This is a genomic window from Siminovitchia thermophila, assembly GCF_016909185.1.
In the GTDB taxonomy this organism is placed as follows: domain Bacteria; phylum Bacillota; class Bacilli; order Bacillales; family Bacillaceae_C; genus Siminovitchia; species Siminovitchia thermophila.
The window spans coordinates 42396-61022 of record NZ_JAFBFH010000014.1; the positions used below are offsets into that span (position 1 = coordinate 42396).

At 37.4% G+C, this 18627-nt stretch carries 21 protein-coding genes; 16 read left to right on the forward strand and 5 right to left on the reverse strand.

The genetic code is table 11. From position 1 onward, the window contains the following. Positions 1-5: 5 nt before the first annotated feature. The 7 genes from JOC94_RS11220 (at position 6) to JOC94_RS11250 (ending at position 4840) form a co-directional block, all read left to right on the forward strand. Positions 6-1127 carry an AAA family ATPase gene (locus tag JOC94_RS11220; RefSeq protein ID WP_205179384.1) on the forward strand — a complete coding sequence of 374 codons (1122 nt, stop codon included), beginning with the start codon at positions 6-8 and terminating at the stop codon, positions 1125-1127. A gap of 39 nt (positions 1128-1166) precedes the next feature. Further along, positions 1167-1319 (forward strand): hypothetical protein, encoded by a 153-nt coding sequence (locus JOC94_RS11225; RefSeq protein ID WP_205179386.1) that lies wholly within the window; start codon positions 1167-1169, stop codon positions 1317-1319. An 82-nt stretch (positions 1320-1401) separates the two neighbouring features. Further along, positions 1402-2805, forward strand: coding sequence for a vWA domain-containing protein (locus JOC94_RS11230; RefSeq protein WP_236017065.1), 1404 nt, complete (start codon positions 1402-1404; stop codon positions 2803-2805). A gap of 76 nt (positions 2806-2881) precedes the next feature. Further along, positions 2882-3370: a hypothetical protein gene (locus tag JOC94_RS11235; RefSeq protein ID WP_205179387.1), complete on the forward strand. Its 489-nt coding sequence runs from the start codon at positions 2882-2884 to the stop codon at positions 3368-3370. Further along, positions 3370-3702 (forward strand): helix-turn-helix transcriptional regulator, encoded by a 333-nt coding sequence (locus tag JOC94_RS11240; RefSeq protein ID WP_205179389.1) that lies wholly within the window; start codon positions 3370-3372, stop codon positions 3700-3702. The genes JOC94_RS11235 and JOC94_RS11240 overlap by 1 nt, the downstream gene beginning before the upstream one ends. Positions 3703-3835: 133 nt before the next feature. Next, positions 3836-4477: a hypothetical protein gene (locus JOC94_RS11245; protein ID WP_205179391.1), complete on the forward strand. Its 642-nt coding sequence runs from the start codon at positions 3836-3838 to the stop codon at positions 4475-4477. A gap of 81 nt (positions 4478-4558) precedes the next feature. Continuing rightward, positions 4559-4840, forward strand: a complete 282-nt coding sequence (locus tag JOC94_RS11250) for a hypothetical protein (protein WP_205179392.1) — start codon at positions 4559-4561, stop codon at positions 4838-4840. A 304-nt stretch (positions 4841-5144) separates the two neighbouring features. Here the strand turns inward: JOC94_RS11250 and JOC94_RS11255 are convergent, their stop codons facing one another. Continuing rightward, the gene (locus JOC94_RS11255) at positions 5145-5309 is read right to left on the reverse strand and encodes a hypothetical protein (protein WP_205179393.1); all 165 of its coding nucleotides are present in this window, start codon (positions 5307-5309) and stop codon (positions 5145-5147) included. Between the two features lie 90 nt (positions 5310-5399). Beyond that, entirely contained in the window at positions 5400-6068 is a 669-nt protein-coding gene (locus tag JOC94_RS11260) for a hypothetical protein (RefSeq protein ID WP_205179394.1), read from the reverse strand. Between the two features lie 328 nt (positions 6069-6396). Here JOC94_RS11260 and JOC94_RS11265 point away from each other — a divergent pair, with 328 nt between their 5' ends. From JOC94_RS11265 to JOC94_RS11285, 5 genes are all read left to right on the forward strand, one after another. Further along, positions 6397-7167 (forward strand): hypothetical protein, encoded by a 771-nt coding sequence (locus JOC94_RS11265; protein WP_120117263.1) that lies wholly within the window; start codon positions 6397-6399, stop codon positions 7165-7167. Between the two features lie 161 nt (positions 7168-7328). Then, positions 7329-7760, forward strand: a complete 432-nt coding sequence (locus JOC94_RS11270; protein WP_120117264.1) for a hypothetical protein — start codon at positions 7329-7331, stop codon at positions 7758-7760. Positions 7761-7958: 198 nt separating this feature from the next. Then, a complete protein-coding gene (locus JOC94_RS11275) occupies positions 7959-8153 on the forward strand; it encodes a hypothetical protein (RefSeq protein ID WP_120117265.1) in 195 nt (64 codons plus the stop codon). Between the two features lie 113 nt (positions 8154-8266). Next, the gene (locus JOC94_RS11280) at positions 8267-8443 is read left to right on the forward strand and encodes a hypothetical protein (RefSeq protein ID WP_185830588.1); all 177 of its coding nucleotides are present in this window, start codon (positions 8267-8269) and stop codon (positions 8441-8443) included. Between the two features lie 170 nt (positions 8444-8613). After that, positions 8614-8775: a hypothetical protein gene (locus JOC94_RS11285; protein ID WP_185830587.1), complete on the forward strand. Its 162-nt coding sequence runs from the start codon at positions 8614-8616 to the stop codon at positions 8773-8775. A 546-nt stretch (positions 8776-9321) separates the two neighbouring features. Here the strand turns inward: JOC94_RS11285 and JOC94_RS11290 are convergent. Continuing rightward, on the reverse strand, positions 9322-10296 hold the full coding sequence (locus tag JOC94_RS11290; RefSeq protein ID WP_205179396.1) for a PLP-dependent cysteine synthase family protein: 975 nt from the start codon (positions 10294-10296) through the stop codon (positions 9322-9324). 115 nt (positions 10297-10411) lie between these two features. Here JOC94_RS11290 and JOC94_RS11295 point away from each other — a divergent pair, with 115 nt between their 5' ends. From JOC94_RS11295 to JOC94_RS11305, 3 genes are all read left to right on the forward strand, one after another. Next, complete coding sequence (locus JOC94_RS11295) at positions 10412-10963, forward strand: helix-turn-helix domain-containing protein (RefSeq protein WP_077112776.1); 552 nt, start codon at positions 10412-10414, stop codon at positions 10961-10963. 684 nt (positions 10964-11647) lie between these two features. Further along, positions 11648-14299 (forward strand): LPXTG cell wall anchor domain-containing protein, encoded by a 2652-nt coding sequence (locus tag JOC94_RS11300; protein ID WP_171973946.1) that lies wholly within the window; start codon positions 11648-11650, stop codon positions 14297-14299. 201 nt (positions 14300-14500) lie between these two features. After that, positions 14501-14725, forward strand: coding sequence for a hypothetical protein (locus tag JOC94_RS11305; protein ID WP_077112778.1), 225 nt, complete (start codon positions 14501-14503; stop codon positions 14723-14725). An 874-nt stretch (positions 14726-15599) separates the two neighbouring features. Here JOC94_RS11305 and JOC94_RS11310 read toward each other — a convergent pair. Both JOC94_RS11310 and JOC94_RS11315 read right to left on the reverse strand, forming a co-directional pair. Further along, positions 15600-16754, reverse strand: a complete 1155-nt coding sequence (locus JOC94_RS11310; RefSeq protein ID WP_139345672.1) for an MFS transporter — start codon at positions 16752-16754, stop codon at positions 15600-15602. Position 16755: 1 nt separating this feature from the next. Continuing rightward, positions 16756-17295 carry a PadR family transcriptional regulator gene (locus JOC94_RS11315; protein WP_077112782.1) on the reverse strand — a complete coding sequence of 180 codons (540 nt, stop codon included), beginning with the start codon at positions 17293-17295 and terminating at the stop codon, positions 16756-16758. Positions 17296-17881: 586 nt separating this feature from the next. Here JOC94_RS11315 and JOC94_RS11320 point away from each other — a divergent pair. Then, a complete protein-coding gene (locus JOC94_RS11320) occupies positions 17882-18496 on the forward strand; it encodes a PH domain-containing protein (protein ID WP_077112784.1) in 615 nt (204 codons plus the stop codon). Positions 18497-18627 lie beyond the last annotated feature (131 nt).

An 18627-nucleotide genomic window follows, 5' to 3' on the forward strand; every position in this document is an offset into this window, starting at 1 on the left:
TGAAAATGACAAACAACTTCTCAAAATTGATAGATATAAAAAATGCGCTTAATGCGAAATATTTCGAACGGGAGAAAGAAATTGAAGCTATCTTGATTGCACTTCTTTCAAAACAACACATGCTGATGATCGGATCGCCCGGTACTGCAAAATCGGCACTGGCGGCGGATTTGGCAAAAATCGTACAAGGTATGGGATATTTCCAGTGGTTGCTCACTCGTTTCAGTACACCCGAGGAATTATTCGGAGCATTAAGCCTGAAAGACTTGGAGAACGGCGTTTATAAGCGTAACACGGCGAATAAGATGCCAGAAGCGCACATTGCTTTCCTTGATGAGATTTTCAAGTCAAACAGCGCCATTCTAAACAGCTTGCTAACGCTGATTAACGAGCGAGTCTTCTACAACAATGGTCATCCGATTACAGTTCCACTTATGTCCGTTGTCGGCTCTAGTAATGAATACCCGGAGGAAGGCGAAGGACTTGAAGCTTTGTTTGACCGGTTCCTGCTTCGCTTTGAAGTAGACTATATCGGGGACGACAACAACTTCATTTCCATGATGAAAGGTAACGGCCAAAATCAACCGTTGCCGTCTCTTACAATGGAGGAATTGGTTAATCTGCAATTCTTCACAGAAATGGTGAGTGTACCGGATGAAGTCTATGTGAAATTAGCAGAAATCCGATACCATCTGAAAGATGAAGGCATTCGTCCTTCCGACAGACGTTTCAAGCAATCATTATCGGTCTTAAAGGCGAAGGCGTTAATTGCACAACGCCAGCATGTCATCACCGATGATATTGTATTCCTTGAAAACTCCCTATGGGAATCACCGGATCAGAAAGAATTGACTTCTAATATTGTCCGAACACTTGCACAAGACACTGTGCTGCGAGCTATCGAAAACGCAGATCAGGAGGCCAAAGAAATTTTGACGAACTTAAATCAAGCACCTTCCACTGAAGCTAGTCTGGAAGCTGTGAAGAAAGTCAAAGCCCTGTTAAGCGAACTTGAAAACCTGAAAGCGAAGAATCCAAACCGTAATGTTCAGATTCAGGAAGCTATTGACCGGGTTACAGTTATCCATAGGGAAATCGCAAGTAGTGTACTTGATCCGATTAATTAATTTTCAAATGATTGACAGATAAAGAAAAGGAGGGTTTTTATGAAAAAGACTGTTTATGTCGTAACCGACAACGAGACTGGAAAAGTTGTTTATGTTTCTTTGAACAGAGATAAAGCGTTCAATTTTGCAGAGGTGAACAAGTGCACCATTACAGCTTACAAAGAGCAAACCGTGTATGGCTTAAAAGATTAATGCATATTTCGAATAAAGTCAGACACAAAGGTATTTGTTAATCAGATGCCTTTGTGTTTTTTAAAAATAAGGAGTGGTTTCTTTGGTTAAATTCAGTCGTTATAAAGATGAGTCAGTTTTGAATACGGACTCTTTTGACAAAAGACGTTTCAATTCTTTATATGACATGTCGAAAGGATTGCGACAGTTAAATGAGAAAGCTGATATGCCAGGATTTGAACAATTGCTTGGAGACATCTGGGCGGGTCTTTATAAAATGAATCCTGTATTAAAAGAAGAAGTTCCAGATAAGTTGCAACAGAACAAAACCATCATGGAACGGATTATGAATGATGAAAATTTCGAGGATCATCGGGTTCATACAAAATTAGACGATCTGACAGCGGCAGTTGGAACGGTTAAATTCGGTGAGGAAACTTACGAATGGATTGAGGAACAAAAGCGGCAGAACGAGGAAATGCAGAAGCTGATGGAAGAGATTCAGAAGATGCAACAGAATAACCAGAATGGCAAACAGGATGATAATATCAACCAAGCCATATCTGAATTGAATCAGCACATTCAAGACGCTTTCAGTAACAACGGATATTCCTTCAATCAGGCTATGGCAAAGGCGATGCAACAGACCAACGACATCAAGAACGATGTAAAGTCGTTGTTAGGCGGTGCTAGTGCAGGGAATCAAAATGCGGAACTCAAAAAAGTTCCACTGCGCGATCAAATTAAGCTTGCAGAAGCGTTATCAAACGATATAAGGGTCAAGAGGGTCGCTGAATGGGCAGGGCGAATGAAGATGATCGCCCGGAAGAAACAAAAGTCCAAACATACCGAATCCATAGATCGAAGCGGTGTAACGTTAGGAAACAGCGTGGAACGACTTCTGCCTGTAGAACTTGGCATGTATATGAATCCGAAAACTAAAAAGGATTTTATGCGCCGATTCGTGGAAGGTGAAACTCTCCAATACGAACAAAAAGGGAATGAAGTGTTAGGCAAGGGGCCGATTGTACTTTGTTTGGACCAGTCAGGAAGCATGGAAGGTCTGGATATGCAGTCAAAAGGATTTGCTCTTGCGTTAATGTCGATTGCTAAACGACAAAAGCGCGACTTCTGTTTAATCCGATTTTCAACAAGAGTCTATATAGAGGAATATCCAAAGGGAAAAATTTCAATTGATGATATGGTTTCGCTCGCTACCAATTTTTTAGGTGGTGGGACGAACTTTGAAAAACCTTTGAAACAAGCATTGTCGACTATTAACAAAAGTCGATTTGAAAAGGCCGACGTGGTGTTTGTAACTGATGGAGAAGCGAGGGTAAGTGATGAATTTCTGGATAAGTTCAACAAGTCTAAGAAAGAAAAGAAGTTCAATGTGCTGTCGCTTGTTATCGGCAATCCCCGAAAATCGGTCGATGCTTTTTCCGATAAAGTTGTAAATATTGCAGATTTTGAGGACGAAGGTGCTTTTACAGCGTTTGAAATATAAAAGGGAGGGAAGAGTAAGTCATATAAGGCGCATTTTGTTAGAAAATTCGAGTCTTATATGATACAATACGCATACAATGAATATTAAAGAACATAATCTAATAATGATCAATGATGAAAATGGGGAGGACGTTGTTGGGGATTTTCTGAATCAGCTTTATGAGGAATCATTAGAGTCCCAAGACGCAAAGCTGCATTTAATGTTTCTCAACAGTGCATTCAACCTATTGAGCGTACAACCATTAGATACTCTAATCAATTCACGGACCGAAATTACGATTACGTTTAATGGGGAACAAAGAACAAAGTCTTATCAATTAGTGAAGCCACTAAGGGTCGTTCCAATTTACGAGTTGCGCTATGCCATGAACGGCAATGAACATCTACGTTTTCTGTTCTTCCCTTTTGAACACAAAGGTCAATCCAATTACGTTTTTGTAAAATGCTTTGTGAAAACAAGGATTCCAAATGTTGATGAAACCAATGTTATGAGGGATTTGACATATCAAATGTATGAAAGGGTAAAAGATAATCCTGATCACTATTTAGAAGGGATTGATGAGTAATGAAAAAGGCTAAAAATCTTTTAAATATGACTACTTCTTTATTGAAAGAAGGCCATCCTGATTTAAAGGAATCCCTAGAAGGTTTGTCACGTGTGTATGCGAAAATCATTTTTGCTCGTCGTCTACAATGTGGCTATTCTCAACAGGAACTTGCCAATAAAGCAGATGTCGGTTTAAAAACGATTTCCCGTGCGGAAGGCGGCTTTGACAATCTTTCGACTGAAACCTATGACAAGATTTTCCGTGCGTTAGATTTGAGCGTTAGAGACGTTGCAGAAGCCATGATCCAATTTAAAGCAAGTGATGATGAATTAGCTGCAACATCTATATAAATTCAATAATACAACACAGACACGTCACTTCGGTGGCGTGTTTTTTTGTTTGGAAAGGAACTTTATTCTCTATTAGACGTTCCTATCATTAGAATCAGGTGATTTCAATGACAAAGGAATGGGAGGGAGAACTTTGAGGTATTCAATTTATAACGAAGGGTTTCTTGCGTTAATCGGAACGATCATTGGAGTTTTTTCATTTTTTTCAGCGGTTGTTTTTTCTTTTGTGTTTGTAGTAACGGTGATTAAAGGGTTTAAGGGCGAAAGATTGTTGCCTTTTATCCTCTTTTTGGTGGCAGGTATCTTCGCCTATACCTCATATACTTTGGTTAGTTTCAAAGGAGATGAAACGCAAAGAATGATAGGCAGTAAAGCTATTGATGAACTAGATTCGTCTTTTGTTATCATTTCAGAAGGCAATGGCAACTATTATAATGTAATTACCAAAGGAAGGAATTACACCTTTGAAGTAAGTGACAAGGGGATGTATGTCGTTGCTATATATAAGGATAAATCAAAGATATATGAAGTAACAGAGAAAAATGTCGATGAATGGCTATTGCCCGATGAAAAAGCCGCAACTAAAAAGGTTAGAGAGGTAACAGGAAACAAAGATGCTTTTTATGTAAAATATGAAAATGGATTGAACTTAATCGAATCCAATAACAAGATTTATAAAGTATCGGTTAAATACATGAAAGAACAAGATCAATATGAAGTAATTTCGATTCTCCATAATGATGAATATATCTACAAATCAAACACTTCTCATTGAGGGGTGTTTTTTGTATAGGGAACTTTTCAATCTATTTATCGTTCCTATTAAAAAATCGATGTATGGAAAGGAGTTTTGGTTGTGACTCAAATTCACAAAAGCAAGGAAGAAAAACTGAATTGGTTTAAGGAAGTTTTGGAACGTGATTACATCGACTCCCACGATAACCCGATGTTGTATATTTCTGAGGATGATGTTCGTTGGCTGATGAATGAAGTGAGTAAAGCAAAGTCGTTGGAAGTGATGAAGCAAGAGCTAATAGAATTGGCACAGGCATATCGAGCGGGCCATATCGGAGAAATGACTGATTCATTTTTGGTAGATGAAGTGCTTGCTGTGCTAATGAGAAATCGAGCTGATTAAAAATCGGAACGAATAAGGAGTGTTTACTATTGGTAAGCTATCTATTAAATTCATTGATCATTATTCTATTTGTATTTTTGGGAATTGCTAATTTGATTTATGGTATTAAAGTAAAGCAAAGAGGTTTTAAAATTGTCCATATCTTTCTGGTGCTATTTTGTGTGGGATTTAGTATTTATTTTATAATATATTTTGATTCAATAGATTTACTACTAATAATCCGTTAGTTTTTTAAAAAGTGGAATTGTGATGTGTTTTTTGTTTAAAGAATAAAAGGGACATTCAACGTCCCTTTTCGACTTCATTAAAACACTTTTCGTTTTTTTATTGTTTCTAAATCCTTTTTAATCTCTTCGATCTTTACTGCCAGCCATTTGGACTTTTTGAAACTCAATAGATAAAACGATTTGAACAATAAAAGATCAAACTTTGATGTTCCGATTTTGTCTTGATTGGCAATTATGTTCATTGGTTTTTCCCTCCAATGTTTTTTCTGATATTGCACAAAAAATAGTTCCTTAAATACTTCTCCCAATTCAAGCTACTATATATTACACCTTTATTCCAGACTCTTATAAACCGTGCCATCTGTATCTTTAACTATCAATTCATTGTCATTTTTTAATTTGCTTGCGAAAATAAGGATTGTTGGATTATTCTCTGTCGATTTGTTTTCAAAGGTTCTAACAGTCACATCTATTCTTTTTCCTCTTTTTTCTACCCCCACTAACTCTATGTTATTGCCTTTTTTCTCTCCCCCTAGTGAAAGAACAATTGCCTTTTCATCTTCATAAGAATTGAATATCTTAAACCCTTTTATGTCTGTATTTTCCTGCAAGTGATCATAATATTTATTTATGTCAGGAGAAAAATTTCCATCCTTTGCAGCTACGACGAATTCAGTGTCATTGAATGATGATAGAGTGGTATAAGAAAATACACCCAATGGAATTAATACGGCCAATACAAAAATCGCTTTTCTTACCAGTATTCTTTTACCCGCAATCAATAACAAAAGAGAAAGTGAAAAAATTCCTGCTCCCATCAAGCTAATGGGCATACCCTCAAAGCCACCAATTAATAATCCTCCTAAGATCACTAATATACCGATAACTAATGGTATGGCATTTCTCTTACCGTTATCCATTTCTTTGGAAAAGTAAAACGTTAAAGCAAAAACGACAGTTCCCAATAATAATCCAAGAAAATACACAACTAAAAGATCCAAGTCTAAAAACCTCCCTTTCATTAAAATAACGTTTAACTCTTCTATTTGTTGCAGTATTACTGAACATTTTTCCAAAAAACCTCTTCGAGATTATTACAATTCGTCCAGTTAAGTAACACGATTATTCCATACGTTATCAGGGTAAGGAATTGAGCTATATTTGCAACATCATTAAGCTGTTGAGGATTTTGTTATCAAGGAAATTATATCAAATCATTCCGTTTAATTGCGGAGTCTTTTTACTGGCAAATTTACTTTAAAAGAAGATCCTTCACTTTATCTAATAAGAAGTGAATAACACTTCCCAAAAGAAAAGGAGTGATTATAAATGGATATGGAACTAGGAATTATTGGTATGGGGATTACGTCACAAGATGTGTTAGAAAATAGGATGTCTTTTATTGATTCAAGGTCGTTGTTCCAAGAGATCAAGGTAGCAATAAAAAATTACATTCAAAAAGAATTTGTGTTTACTGAACACAAAGGCATTCACTATGAAATCGAGAATAAAACCAAAGTTGAACTTCACCTGTTGAACGATTCTAATAGTCTTGTTAGCCTAACTTATGGAGTTCTAACTTTTGAAGATGGACGAATTTTAGACTATGCAAAAGCACTTCTTGTTAAACAAGAAGGAGAGCAATCAATTATTAAGCAACTTGAATTTAAACAGGATACTAAGACATTTGAAATTACTAATTATGAAAAAGTTGAGGACAGTCAAATTGTTGCTTGGTCTAGTATTATGGAAAGAAATAATAATGATGGATTGTTGAAAGAATTAGAAACGGCAGGTCAAACTATCGGTACGCAAGCCTTTGGAGATTTTTGTTTACCAGGCGGCTATCAATATTGTGGGAAAAAATGTGGTAATTGCAAAACATGTACTGCGGGTGGTGGCGGAGCAATTAAAAATAAAGTAGATGGTTGCTGCTATATTCATGACGAATGTTACAAAAAGCATTCGACAAAACGTTGTGCTAATTGTGATAGAGCCTTGATTAGTTGTGTTAGCAATCCAATTAACCACAGGGAAGGTCCTATTGCAGCTGATGCAGTTGCTCTATTTTTCATGGGGAAATGCGGATACGTACCATGATAATCACTTCACTATCAACTAAACATTATTTATCTGAATAAGATATTTTACCATTTACACACCGTCTCTTTTGCGGTGTGTTTTTTTGTTTGCAAGGGAACCTATTCCAATGTACTTCGTTCCTATTATTAAACAGTAGGGAAATAGAAAGGACGATTAATATGAATATAACAAGTTTTAAACTCCAAGTGTATTGTACCACCGGATGGGATGCCAATGAAGAAATCGTTGAATTGGAAGTTGACTCATTCAGCGAAGCCCTAAGAATAGCAAATACATTAAAAGTGTATGATTCATTAGTTGCTATTCCAAAGTCTGCATTGTCAGAAGATCAGAAAGAGATTATTACACACTTCAAGGAAATAAGAGAGGAATTGGAGTCAGAAAGTAGCGGTACGATTATGTATGTTGGTGAGGTCGAAGGATTAGTTGCTCGAAAAGAAAGTAAAGATGGTTTGACCGTGGAACTCGTCCTTAATAATAACGAGGGGGTAAGTTCATGGCATAAAATTGATGGTCAGCAATATCATTCTGAATGCCTTGAAAGATTGGAAGAAGCTAAGAGGTTGGCAGCTGAAATCAAACGTTTGTAGCCTGCGGTATCGGTTCGATGAAAAAGGGGGTGTGTAATATGAAAAGAACCTTATTGCTGATAATGATGTTTATACTTCTGTTATCTTTAGGGGGTGGCGGTCCAATATAAATAGTCGTCGTGAGGAACGACTTTATCCTACAAGGTAAAAAGTTGTAATGACAGATGCAATAGGGAATATCGTATAGGGAATGATAAAATGAAACCAGATAATAATTTTTATCCTATGTTGTTGGGTGTTCTTATTTCTACTTTTTTATTAGTCATGCTCAATAAAAAAGAATTTGTGGAGTATCATATTATTTATTTTCTTTTATTGTGTTTTATGGCTCCATCAACAGTTGCTCTAATTATCAATGAGTTAATATTGCATAAAAAGAGAAAAAACCGTTAGAAAAGGTTATATAACACGCCGATCTTGGGTGTGTTTTTTTCGTTTCAGGAACCTTTATTCCTAAAAATCGTTCCTATAAATAAGAAGAGAAAAAAAGTTGGGAGGGGGTTGCCGTGAGGGTTATCACCGTTACTTGCGATTCCTGTGATAAGGAATCCTTTGTTAAAGAAGATGATTTTGCATTATTTTGCCCGTTTTGTGGCAGCCGGTCCAATATATATTATAAGCCGGAAACATGGGTGTTAAAATCGGAGAAATTAAAAGAAGTAGATTTTCGAGCGGAAGAATGAAAGGGATGTAGTGGATTTTCTGACAAAGGTCGGTCTTTGAAAAGTAAATCATTGTGAGACAAACACACTATAATAAGGGGCGTTCTTTGTTTTCCTGTTTTCCTATTAAATGTGTTTCGAATGATCTATAATCAAAGAAAACTAACATAATAAAAAAGCAGGTGTATTCTTTGACAAATATCGTCCGTTTCCGAACACGGGAAGAATGGGAACAGGAAAAGAAGGATAAAATGCTCGCTGAATGGGAAGAGTATTTGGCATTTGAAGAAGAAGCGTTAAGAATGGCCCAACAAAAAGAGACGGTTTGTTTAGACGCAGAGAAAGAAAAATAAAGTGCAACAACATTTCAACAACATATTAAATATTAAACAGTATAAAATGGTATAAGTATTCCTTACTAAAGAATCACAAACTCTTGATTTAACAATGATTATATAGTTTAGTAGAAATATATATAAGCGAGCATGTTAGGGGCGGCATGATGTAGTCGTCTCTCGAACCCCCTGAACCATAAGGGTTTGTGCAATAAAAACAATTTTATGTAAAAAACATCCTTCACTCGTTAAATGGAGTGAAGGATGTTTTTCTTTGTCAGATTTGCCAACACCCCTGGGGATAATGCAAGGCTTGTCATATATAAGGGTTTACAGCATCCTTGTTTATTCTGGCACCATATGAATAAAAATAGTTATTGTTGCTTTGAAATAATGTTTGATAATTGATTTTAAAGAATGATCCTTTTGAATAAAGTTCGATAATTTTTAAAAAAGTTTTATACAGTAATCATTCAACAATCGGTCCATTTAATTTGAAAAGTAATAAAAAAATAAAACAGGGATAAAAAGCTTTTTTTCATCCCATTACATAAAGACTCGTGTCTATTTATCTAAAATATCCCATAAATTAGTGCTTAGATATTTAGTTCCTGAGTCTGGAATATGAATTAAAACATTTTTCCCTTTCAAGTCCCCTTTTAATAGTTTCAATGCGGCCGCAGCATTTGCCCCACTGGAATCCCCCGCAAAGATACACTCTTTTAACGCTAATAATCGAGTGGCTTCGGTGACTTCACAATCACTGACCGTAATAAATCCATTTATCAGTTCTTTATTCTCTTCAATAAACTTTAATGGAATATTATATCCACCACCTTGAATGATATGTTTCCCATCTGTCTTTTGGATTGAACTATAAAATGGTGCGTTTACCGGCTCAACACCATAGCATTTGATGTGGGGAAAAGCTTTTTGTAGTGATTTTGACACGCCGATAAAAGTCCCTCCTGTACCTATGAAATCAACAAAAGCGTCAATTTTTATATCGCCTAGCTGTTCAATAATTTCGGGACCGAGCCGTTTCTCACCTGTTTCAACACTGCTTGGATTGGTAAATTGGTCAATTCTAAAAGCATTATATTTTTTTGTCAGCTTTTGCGTTTTTTCTTCAACAAGATCTAAGTCTTTGCTTGTTACTTTACCAGGTTCAGAATCTGGATGTTGGTCCACTAAAACAACTTCAGCACCGAAAGCTTTCATCATTTGTGCACGTTCAATTGAATTCCCCCTAGACATGACAGCTATAAAGGGATATCCTTTTAAGTTGCAAACAATCGCAAGTCCTGTCCCCATACTGCCACTTGTCAATTCAATGACAGGTTGCTTTTTTTTAAGCAAGCCTTTTTCTTCTGCACTCTCAATTATTTCAAGAGCCATCCGATCTTTTTTACTAAGTCCGGGTGCAAAATACTCCAATTTGGCAAAAATATTGCCTTCTACATTTTCTGTATACCGACTCAGCTTGATTAATGGAGTTAAACCTATCGTTTCAAGTATATTTGCAGCTATATATGACATAAGTACCTCTCCTTGATATAATATATTGTCTAAATTATACTATAGCGTATGCGTTATGATGAATATAATTTCAATATAACGTACAAATATTTTTAGAATTAGGTGGAATGGCAAAATGGACCAAATTAATAAAATAATTGGAAAAAATTTAAAGAGGTTTCGAATCGAGAAGGGATATACATTGGATCAAGTAGCAGAATTAACCAATGTGAGTAAAAGTATGATTGGTCAGATTGAAAGGGGGGAATCTACACCGACAGTGACAACACTGTGGAAAATTTCAAATGGTTTAAAAATATCTTTCTCATCATTGATGGAAGACGAAAGTGAGGAATCATTTGTTATCAAAAAAGAAGATGTGGATTCATTAAGTGCCGACGAAGGCTATAAGGTCTATACTTATATACCGTTTAATATAAACAGAAAATTTGAAGCCTTTATGATTGAACTAAAACCGCAAATTAAACATGAATCTCCAGCACATACCGAAGCACTTTTTGAATATGTTTTTGTTCTTTCAGGCGAGATTGAAATCACTGCAAAGCAAATTGCTACCATTATTAAAAAAGATGAAATGCTAAGATTTAAAGCAAATACATCGCATTCCTATTTTAATCTTTCTTCAAATCAAGACGCAAAAGCTATTGTGGTTATTGTTTATCCATAATATTTTTGTGTTGTGTGATTCTAGCTCATACATTGCCAGTGACAATGACTCTATCTCGAACAAACAGAGAAAGACCACAGTATTAGTAATGATGGAGCTGTTCTAAGCTCTTCTAATGTCTCGGTGGATTCGATCAATGACGAGGAAGCAACGATTACATGATATGGTGACGAACAGGCTTCGGAACTGATTCAATTCAAATGGGAACAAGATGAAGAAAAAAATCCCTTTCATGTCATCCATAAGGAACTCGGTTATCGTAAAGCTTGCCATCGTGAAAATGGCATTGAGTTACAGAGAAAAAAATTCATCCTCAACATATACATATCTTCTCACTTCAGACAGCATCCCTTTTCTGCTCTATTATTTTTAGCACCTCTAAGTGTTTAAACTGTGCCTGATAATGGGGGTGCAGTTCTTTATTCGTTAAAAAACAGGAATAGACTGCTATTCGCTATGCGTGCCTTTTGGTACGCTTTTTTTTATATTTCGGGCTTGCTGTATAGTTTTTGCTTATATTTTTCTTCGAAATCTGAGCATTCGCATTTGGTAATGTTATTTCGAAATTAGACATGTCACATTTTAGGACAGAAAGCGACATTTTTTCGGAGGTGCAGATTATAAGGAATTGATTGCACAAGGGGTACAGGACCAAAATTAAACATTTAAGGAGGTACGAAATTCTTGAGCAAAAGAAATTTTGATTACAAAAAAGCTATTAATCGAAAGAAAAAGTTGAAAAAAGTAGCAACAATTGCTGCGACATCACTGATCTTAACCATACCAGTAAACACATTTGCAAATTCCTTAAGTTTACCTGGTTTAAACACTAATGCTGTCTATGCTCAAAACTTGGCAAATGTAAATATTTTAACAGATGTTAAACTTTCAGGAGCCGTTAATGTAGTTTCAGGTCAGCCATCGGAGCTATCATTAACAATGACCTCTGGCGGACTAGCTGATACAGAAATTATTAATCCGAACATTGTGATGCAATTTTACGCACCCGAGCTTGCAGGGAACTTGATAGAAGGGGGCACGGCAGATGTAACGGTTGATATTTTACCGATTACAAAAGAAAATCTGCCTGGACTTTATTCTGCTGTCGGTGGATTAACTACGACAGTTACAGACTTAACAAATGAAATCGGTATACTTGTAAATGAATTATTAAATATCGCACCTGGAATTCTGCAGGTAAACGGTTTGGATGATGTTCTTGCAGCACTTGATGCACTCAATAATCTAGAAAGTTCATTAGATTCATTGACATCATATAAAGAAGCAGATATTCCAGTGACGATTAATGCTGATGGAACAATTACGGTTGAATATGATGATGGCTTAGGTAAACATTTACAGGAAACAATTGATTCAATTGTAGTAGAGTTGTTAAATGACTTATCAGAAGCATTAGGTAATTTGGAAATAAAAATATTAGCGGGCGGACTCAATACAGATAATATATTAGATCTTGCCAGAAACTTAGATAATTTACCTCTTTTAGGCGATGCATTAGCACCTTTATTAGGTGATGGACCTTTAGGTAAATTAATTGATGCTTTAGGCAGTTTATTAGGCCCCATTTTAGATCCCATATTAAAACCTTTACTTGGTCCTGCAGTTGAAGGAGTTGCAGGAGTACTCGAAAACCTAGTAAATGAATTATTAACGACTGTAGGTAGTTTAACTGGAGAAATAACGAATGTAGCAGACCAAGTTACAGATTTAACACTTGATTTAGTAAATGATGTAGCTGCATTAAAATTAATTGCGGGTACGACGGTAAATGTAAACGGTGTAAAAGTTGATGAAAAAGTTTGTGGAAATGTTGACATAAAAGGTCTCGCAGTTCAAGATGCAATCATTGACCTAGACCTATTTGCTAATCACGGAACAGGAACTACATTAGATTTTGGTGAATGTCTAGATGACGGTGACGCTGACGCCGATGCTGACGCCGATGCTGACGCCGATGCCGACGCCGATGCTGATGCTGATGCCGACGCCGATGCCGACGCTGACGCTGATGCCGACGCCGATGCTGACGCTGATGCTGATGCCGATGCTGACGCCGATGCCGATGCCGACGCCGATGCTGATGCTGATGCCGACGCTGACGCTGATGCTGACGCCGACGCTGATGCTGACGCCGATGCCGATGCTGACGCCGATGCTGACGCCGATGCTGACGCCGATGCCGACGCCGATGCCGATGCCGACGCTGACGCTGACGCTGATGCCGATGCTGACGCCGATGCTGACGCCGATGCTGACGCTGATGCCGATGCTGATGCTGATGCTGATGCCGATGCCGACGCTGATGCTGATGCTGACGCTGATGCTGATGCCGATGCTGATGCTGATGCTGACGCCGATGCTGATGCTGACGCCGACGCCGACGCTGACGCCGACGCCGATGCTGACGCCGATGCTGATGCCGATGCCGACGCCGATGCTGATGCTGACGCTGATGCTGATGCCGATGCTGACGCTGATGCTGACGCTGATGCCGATGCTGATGCTGATGCTGACGCCGATGCTGATGCCGACGCTGATGCTGACGCCGATGCTGATGCTGACGCTGATGCCGATGCTGATGCTGACGCCGATGCTGATGCCGACGCCGACGCTGATGCTGACGCCGATGCCGACGCTGACGCTGATGCCGACGCCGACGCCGACGCCGATGCCGATGCTGACGCAGATGCCGACGCTGATGCTGACGCCGATGCCGATGCCGACGCCGATGCTGACGCTGATGCCGACGCCGATGCTGATGCCGACGCCGATGCTGACGCCGATGCCGATGCTGACGCCGATGCTGACGCCGATGCCGATGCTGACGCCGATGCCGATGCTGACGCCGATGCCGACGCTGATGCCGATGCCGACGCTGATGCTGATGCCGACGCCGATGCCGACGCTGACGCTGATGCCGACGCCGATGCTGACGCCGATGCCGATGCTGACGCTGATGCTGACGCCGACGCCGATGCTGACGCCGATGCTGATGCCGACGCTGATGCCGACGCTGACGCCGATGCTGACGCCGATGCTGATGCCGACGCCGATGCCGATGCTGACGCCGATGCTGATGCCGACGCTGATGCCGATGCTGATGCCGACGCCGATAAAGATGAAACGCCAGGAAGTCAAACAGACAATGATACAAACGGCAAAGTCGGTAGCCATGACACTAAAGGAGACGGTGACAAACTACCGAATACTGCAACATCCATCTTTAGCACAGGACTAGCAGGGTTAATGGCATTGCTAGCTGGAATTGCTGGATTACTTACTGGAAGAAGAAAAAAAGGTAAAACAGCAAATTAAAATAAGATAGCACCTTTTCAATATAATCAGCCTATGTTTCATTAGAAATATAGGCTGATTATTTATCAATAAAGTTAACTTTGAACAAGTCAAACTTGGGTGCTATGAAACCATTTGAACGGCCCTTTTAAAAGGTGAGTGGCAATTGGTTCGAAAAAACGTCAATTGGAAATAAACCAATAGTAATAGGTGGACTGCTTAATGAAAAAAAATATACACCATCAACAAAAGCCAGACTTAGAAAAGTTGAATCAGGAAATTGAGGAAGAGTTATTACACTACTTAGAGAGTGGAAAACCACCTCAAGAGGAACAGGAAGTCTATCATTCTTCAATTCAAACGATATTCCAATTTGTGATGACAACCGCTCTTGTATTAGTTGTTGTGATTAATATTGCCCTTATTATTTATAAATTGTTCAATTGACCCTTGTCATTTTAATGGGTATGTAGGGCATATGTAAAACTCGCTTTTTAATACATAATCATTTTGAAAGCGTTCGGAAGGATGGCATTAAAAAAGATCTAAAAAGTACTTCAAAACAATTACATGCCACTATTGATCAAGTTTGAAAAAACATGAGATCAAATGATAATGATACACGTTTGTTACGGCGAGATTTAGTTTGTCTACAGAGCGATATTTTTTACCATAATCATTTCTTGTCTCATGATATTTCGTTGATTGGTGAATTGTCCAAACAAGCCTTTTTTAAACATACTTATTAATGAATTTTAAAATTTGAACCCTAAAAGATTTAAAAATTTTGAGGAACAAAAAAAGGAGTATCTTCCCAAATGTCGAAATAAGTAAGAACGACACTAATTCTAAGGCAGAAGGAAGTTCTTATGAAAAGTGATAACCTGCAAGATTTATATGATTTAGAACCTGCCCAACATTTGGATGTAATTCACCAATGATAAATAACGCTTTCTGCTACTTCTACCTTAGACATGGTCTGCTTTTCAATGGACGCTAACAACCTTTAGTCATAATACGGTTTTCACCAATACATATAAGACGTTCCCAAAAGAGGTAGAACCACATTCAAGACACTTATAACGTTTGCGGTATACTTGTAAGCCTACTCGCGCTTTAAAAAAATGGGCAAATGTAAAATAACTTGTTTTCTGCTCCCATGTTTGTAAAGCTTAGCTGGAAGACTGCAATGGGGTGGGTTGGAATTCGCTTCAACCTAATTAAAATGTCATTTTCATTTTCTTGAATATCTTCTGGTAGTTTAAATTCAGATAGACCAATATAGAATCTTTACATTTTATCCTCTTGGTAACAACCATTTTTAAGATTTTAATTTTGCTAGAGGAAATAAGTATAAAATGAAAAGAACGCCCAATGCTGAATACGCTATTTTTAGTCCAAATCCATCTGTAAGTGTACCCGCGACCACCGGCCCGGCCATCATGCCAAATGAATAGGCTGTATTGTAAACCGCATAAGTTAGGCCTTGAGAAGTAGCACCTGATTCTTGAGAAATATCTGCTAACTTAGGGAGTGCAGGAGTTAGAATCATTCCAAGGGTGATTCCTAACAGTACAAGTGTACCAACTTGCAACCAAATAAGAGTTGGTAAAGCGTTTAGTGGTAGTACAATTGCTGCCATTACAATACCAATCCTTATTGTCTTAACATGACCAATCTTAGTAGAAATAGACCCAATAAGAGGGGAAGTTAATCCATAACCAAGAGTTACTACAGCAAACAAAATTCCTATTGCCCCCGGGGAGATTTTTAAGCTTTCATTGAAGTGAATTGGCAATGTTGGTTCAATACTTGCAAAAACAGTTGCACCAATTACTGCAACCCCAGCAATTATGAAAACATTTCTGTTTTGTAAGATTTTAAAAGGCGATGTAAAACTCTCTGCCTTCGTTTCAGGGATTTTCCGAAGCAATATTAAACTTAGAATCGCGATAATAAGTGCAATCCCTGTAGCAACGAAAAAAGGAAAGTGGTATCCACCAAATTCATAAAGCCAACCTCCAATTGGAGGGCCCAATAGTACTCCTCCTGCTTGACCAGACATGGCCAATCCCAGCGCTTTTCCTCTTTCTTCTTTTTGAAACACTTCTGCTAATAATGCTAATCCAGCTGTCCAGGGTATTGCCGCAGCAAATCCCTGTAGTAAACGTGCCAAAACTAGAACCCAGAAACTTGTAGCAAAAGCATATATTAAAGTTGTTACTGCTAATGCCATAAGGCCTAATACCAAAAGTTTTTTTCTCCCCATTTTATCCGCTAAAGCTCCAAAAAATGGGGTAGCAACAAACAAGGAAAGGGCATAACTGGAAAATAATAAACCTATTTCTGATTGTGAGGCTCCTAATGATTCAGCATGAACTGGTAAGAAAGGGACTACTAATCCATACATAAGCATATCTGCAAAAATTGCTAGAATCACTACAATTAAAACAGAATATTGAATGTTTCCTTTCATTTTATTTCCCTTCCTTAATAAACTTAATGATTTCTTCAATGGTTTTAAGTTGTAGTTCGCATTGCTCATACATATTATTAAAAATAAAATTTATATTAGCAGGTAATTGCCCTAAAACTTTCTGTTTTGCCTCGTAACCAGCTTTCATATTTTTATAAACTCTTGTAATCTCGTGTTTTTGTTTCTCTAAGCTACTTAATACTTGTTCATCATGTAAGTTTTCCATAAATGTCAATGCTGTATAAAGAGGCGCTGGGAATACTACAGATGAATCAGTAAAAGAATCTATAAGTAGCTGGTTAAGTTCATACTCTCCATCTTCTGTTATTTTAAATATTGACTTGGTTCTTAACCCAGTCTTTTCAACTTTTTCCAAGATGACTTTTCCTTCTTCTTGCATTTTCTTTAAAGCGTGATAAATAGATGCTGGTTTTACGTAAGCCCACATATCTGTTTGTGATGATTCCATCATTTGTTGAATTTCATATCCCGACATCGGGCCATTTGCTTTTAGAAGTCCAAGAACTATAGTGCGTGTCATATATTAACCCCTCCATCATCATACTAAACGTTAAATACTAAACGTTTAGTATTGGAATAAAGATATTGTAACAAAAAAAAGAAAAATATAGTAGCCAAAATTACTGATCCCACTAAATACTCCCATTTTAATTAGTTTTGCTATGTCTTTTTTTTTGAGTAATTTTTACACTAAATGTTCCGAAGATTACATGTAGCAAACCAGGTAAGAGTATAAAGTCGGGTGATAAAGTGATTATGGAGATGACTTTACCAGATTCACTGTCATTTATTAGGAGAGCTGACAAAGTAATGGAAGACTTGATTAAAAAGCATGGCCAAATATATGTATAAGAAAAAAATAAGGAAAAATGAATAATGGACCTCAGTGTTGAAAGAATTTTTAAAGCCACCTTTTTTGGCAGTGATGAAGAGGAGGTTATGTCACATGGAAATATTATATATTTGTATGTTACTAAACAAACGCTTGCAATTTTTTTCTGCTATTTTTAAATAAAATGTGACAAAATTAACCAAATAGCTTTTTGTGTGGCTATTTATAAGATATGATAAAAGAGAAATGAACACTGAGGAGGTAGGTTGTAAGGATGTTTAAAAAAATCGCAAGTGATGCTTTGGGATTAAGTGACATTGGAAAAATTATCTCTCCGCAAGATTTTGACAAGACAGAGTCTGATGATTATGTACTATATGAAGAGGGAGAAAAGATCCACTTTTTAATCAAATCGAAATCTGATGAATACTGCTTTACGAATCGTGCACTAATTCATCTTGATGGTGAAAAAGCGACAAGTAGCAAGCGTAATATTTATCGGTACGATTATTATAAACATCCGATAAAAAATGTCACAATAGAGACTGCTGGAACAATTGATTTAGATTTGGAAATAAAGTTCACGATTGGGGAGCAATCTATTTCTGTTGATATTAACAAAAAAGAAGGAAAAGCGATTGCAGATTTGTATAAATCATTGGTAGCTATTTCACAAATCCAAGATACAAATAAGCGAATGAAGAAATTTGCAAAAGATAGTTTGCAAGTATCGAAGTCCCTCTTTGAGAATAATCGTTTCCATGAAGGGCTTATCTCAAAAGAATTTGAACAAGCGGCAACATTTGCCTTTGATTGGTATAAAACGACGTATGAAGAAAACACACAAAAAGACTTTGGGGACGTTTTTGAAAAATATATTCAAAATTAATGATACATTGTTTTATCTAGTCCGTGTTTGGCGAAACTTTTTGATGAAGCATAATATGCTGTTGCGGTGTCCGATATGATGATGGCTTTTCAAACTATGCTTTGAATACATAAAAAATTCACATCAAAATG

Coding starts and splice junctions, on each gene's coding strand:
- JOC94_RS11220 (WP_205179384.1), top strand. CDS start 6: ATGACAAACAACTTCTCAAAATTGATAGATATAAAAAATGCGCTTAAT.
- JOC94_RS11225 (WP_205179386.1), top strand. CDS start 1,167: ATGAAAAAGACTGTTTATGTCGTAACCGACAACGAGACTGGAAAAGTT.
- JOC94_RS11235 (WP_205179387.1), top strand. CDS start 2,882: ATGAATATTAAAGAACATAATCTAATAATGATCAATGATGAAAATGGG.
- JOC94_RS11240 (WP_205179389.1), top strand. CDS start 3,370: ATGAAAAAGGCTAAAAATCTTTTAAATATGACTACTTCTTTATTGAAA.
- JOC94_RS11255 (WP_205179393.1), bottom strand. CDS start 5,309: ATGAACATAATTGCCAATCAAGACAAAATCGGAACATCAAAGTTTGAT.
- JOC94_RS11265 (WP_120117263.1), top strand. CDS start 6,397: ATGGATATGGAACTAGGAATTATTGGTATGGGGATTACGTCACAAGAT.
- JOC94_RS11270 (WP_120117264.1), top strand. CDS start 7,329: ATGAATATAACAAGTTTTAAACTCCAAGTGTATTGTACCACCGGATGG.
- JOC94_RS11275 (WP_120117265.1), top strand. CDS start 7,959: ATGAAACCAGATAATAATTTTTATCCTATGTTGTTGGGTGTTCTTATT.
- JOC94_RS11290 (WP_205179396.1), bottom strand. CDS start 10,296: ATGTCATATATAGCTGCAAATATACTTGAAACGATAGGTTTAACTCCA.
- JOC94_RS11295 (WP_077112776.1), top strand. CDS start 10,412: ATGGACCAAATTAATAAAATAATTGGAAAAAATTTAAAGAGGTTTCGA.
- JOC94_RS11305 (WP_077112778.1), top strand. CDS start 14,501: ATGAAAAAAAATATACACCATCAACAAAAGCCAGACTTAGAAAAGTTG.
- JOC94_RS11310 (WP_139345672.1), bottom strand. CDS start 16,754: ATGAAAGGAAACATTCAATATTCTGTTTTAATTGTAGTGATTCTAGCA.
- JOC94_RS11315 (WP_077112782.1), bottom strand. CDS start 17,295: ATGACACGCACTATAGTTCTTGGACTTCTAAAAGCAAATGGCCCGATG.
- JOC94_RS11320 (WP_077112784.1), top strand. CDS start 17,882: ATGTTTAAAAAAATCGCAAGTGATGCTTTGGGATTAAGTGACATTGGA.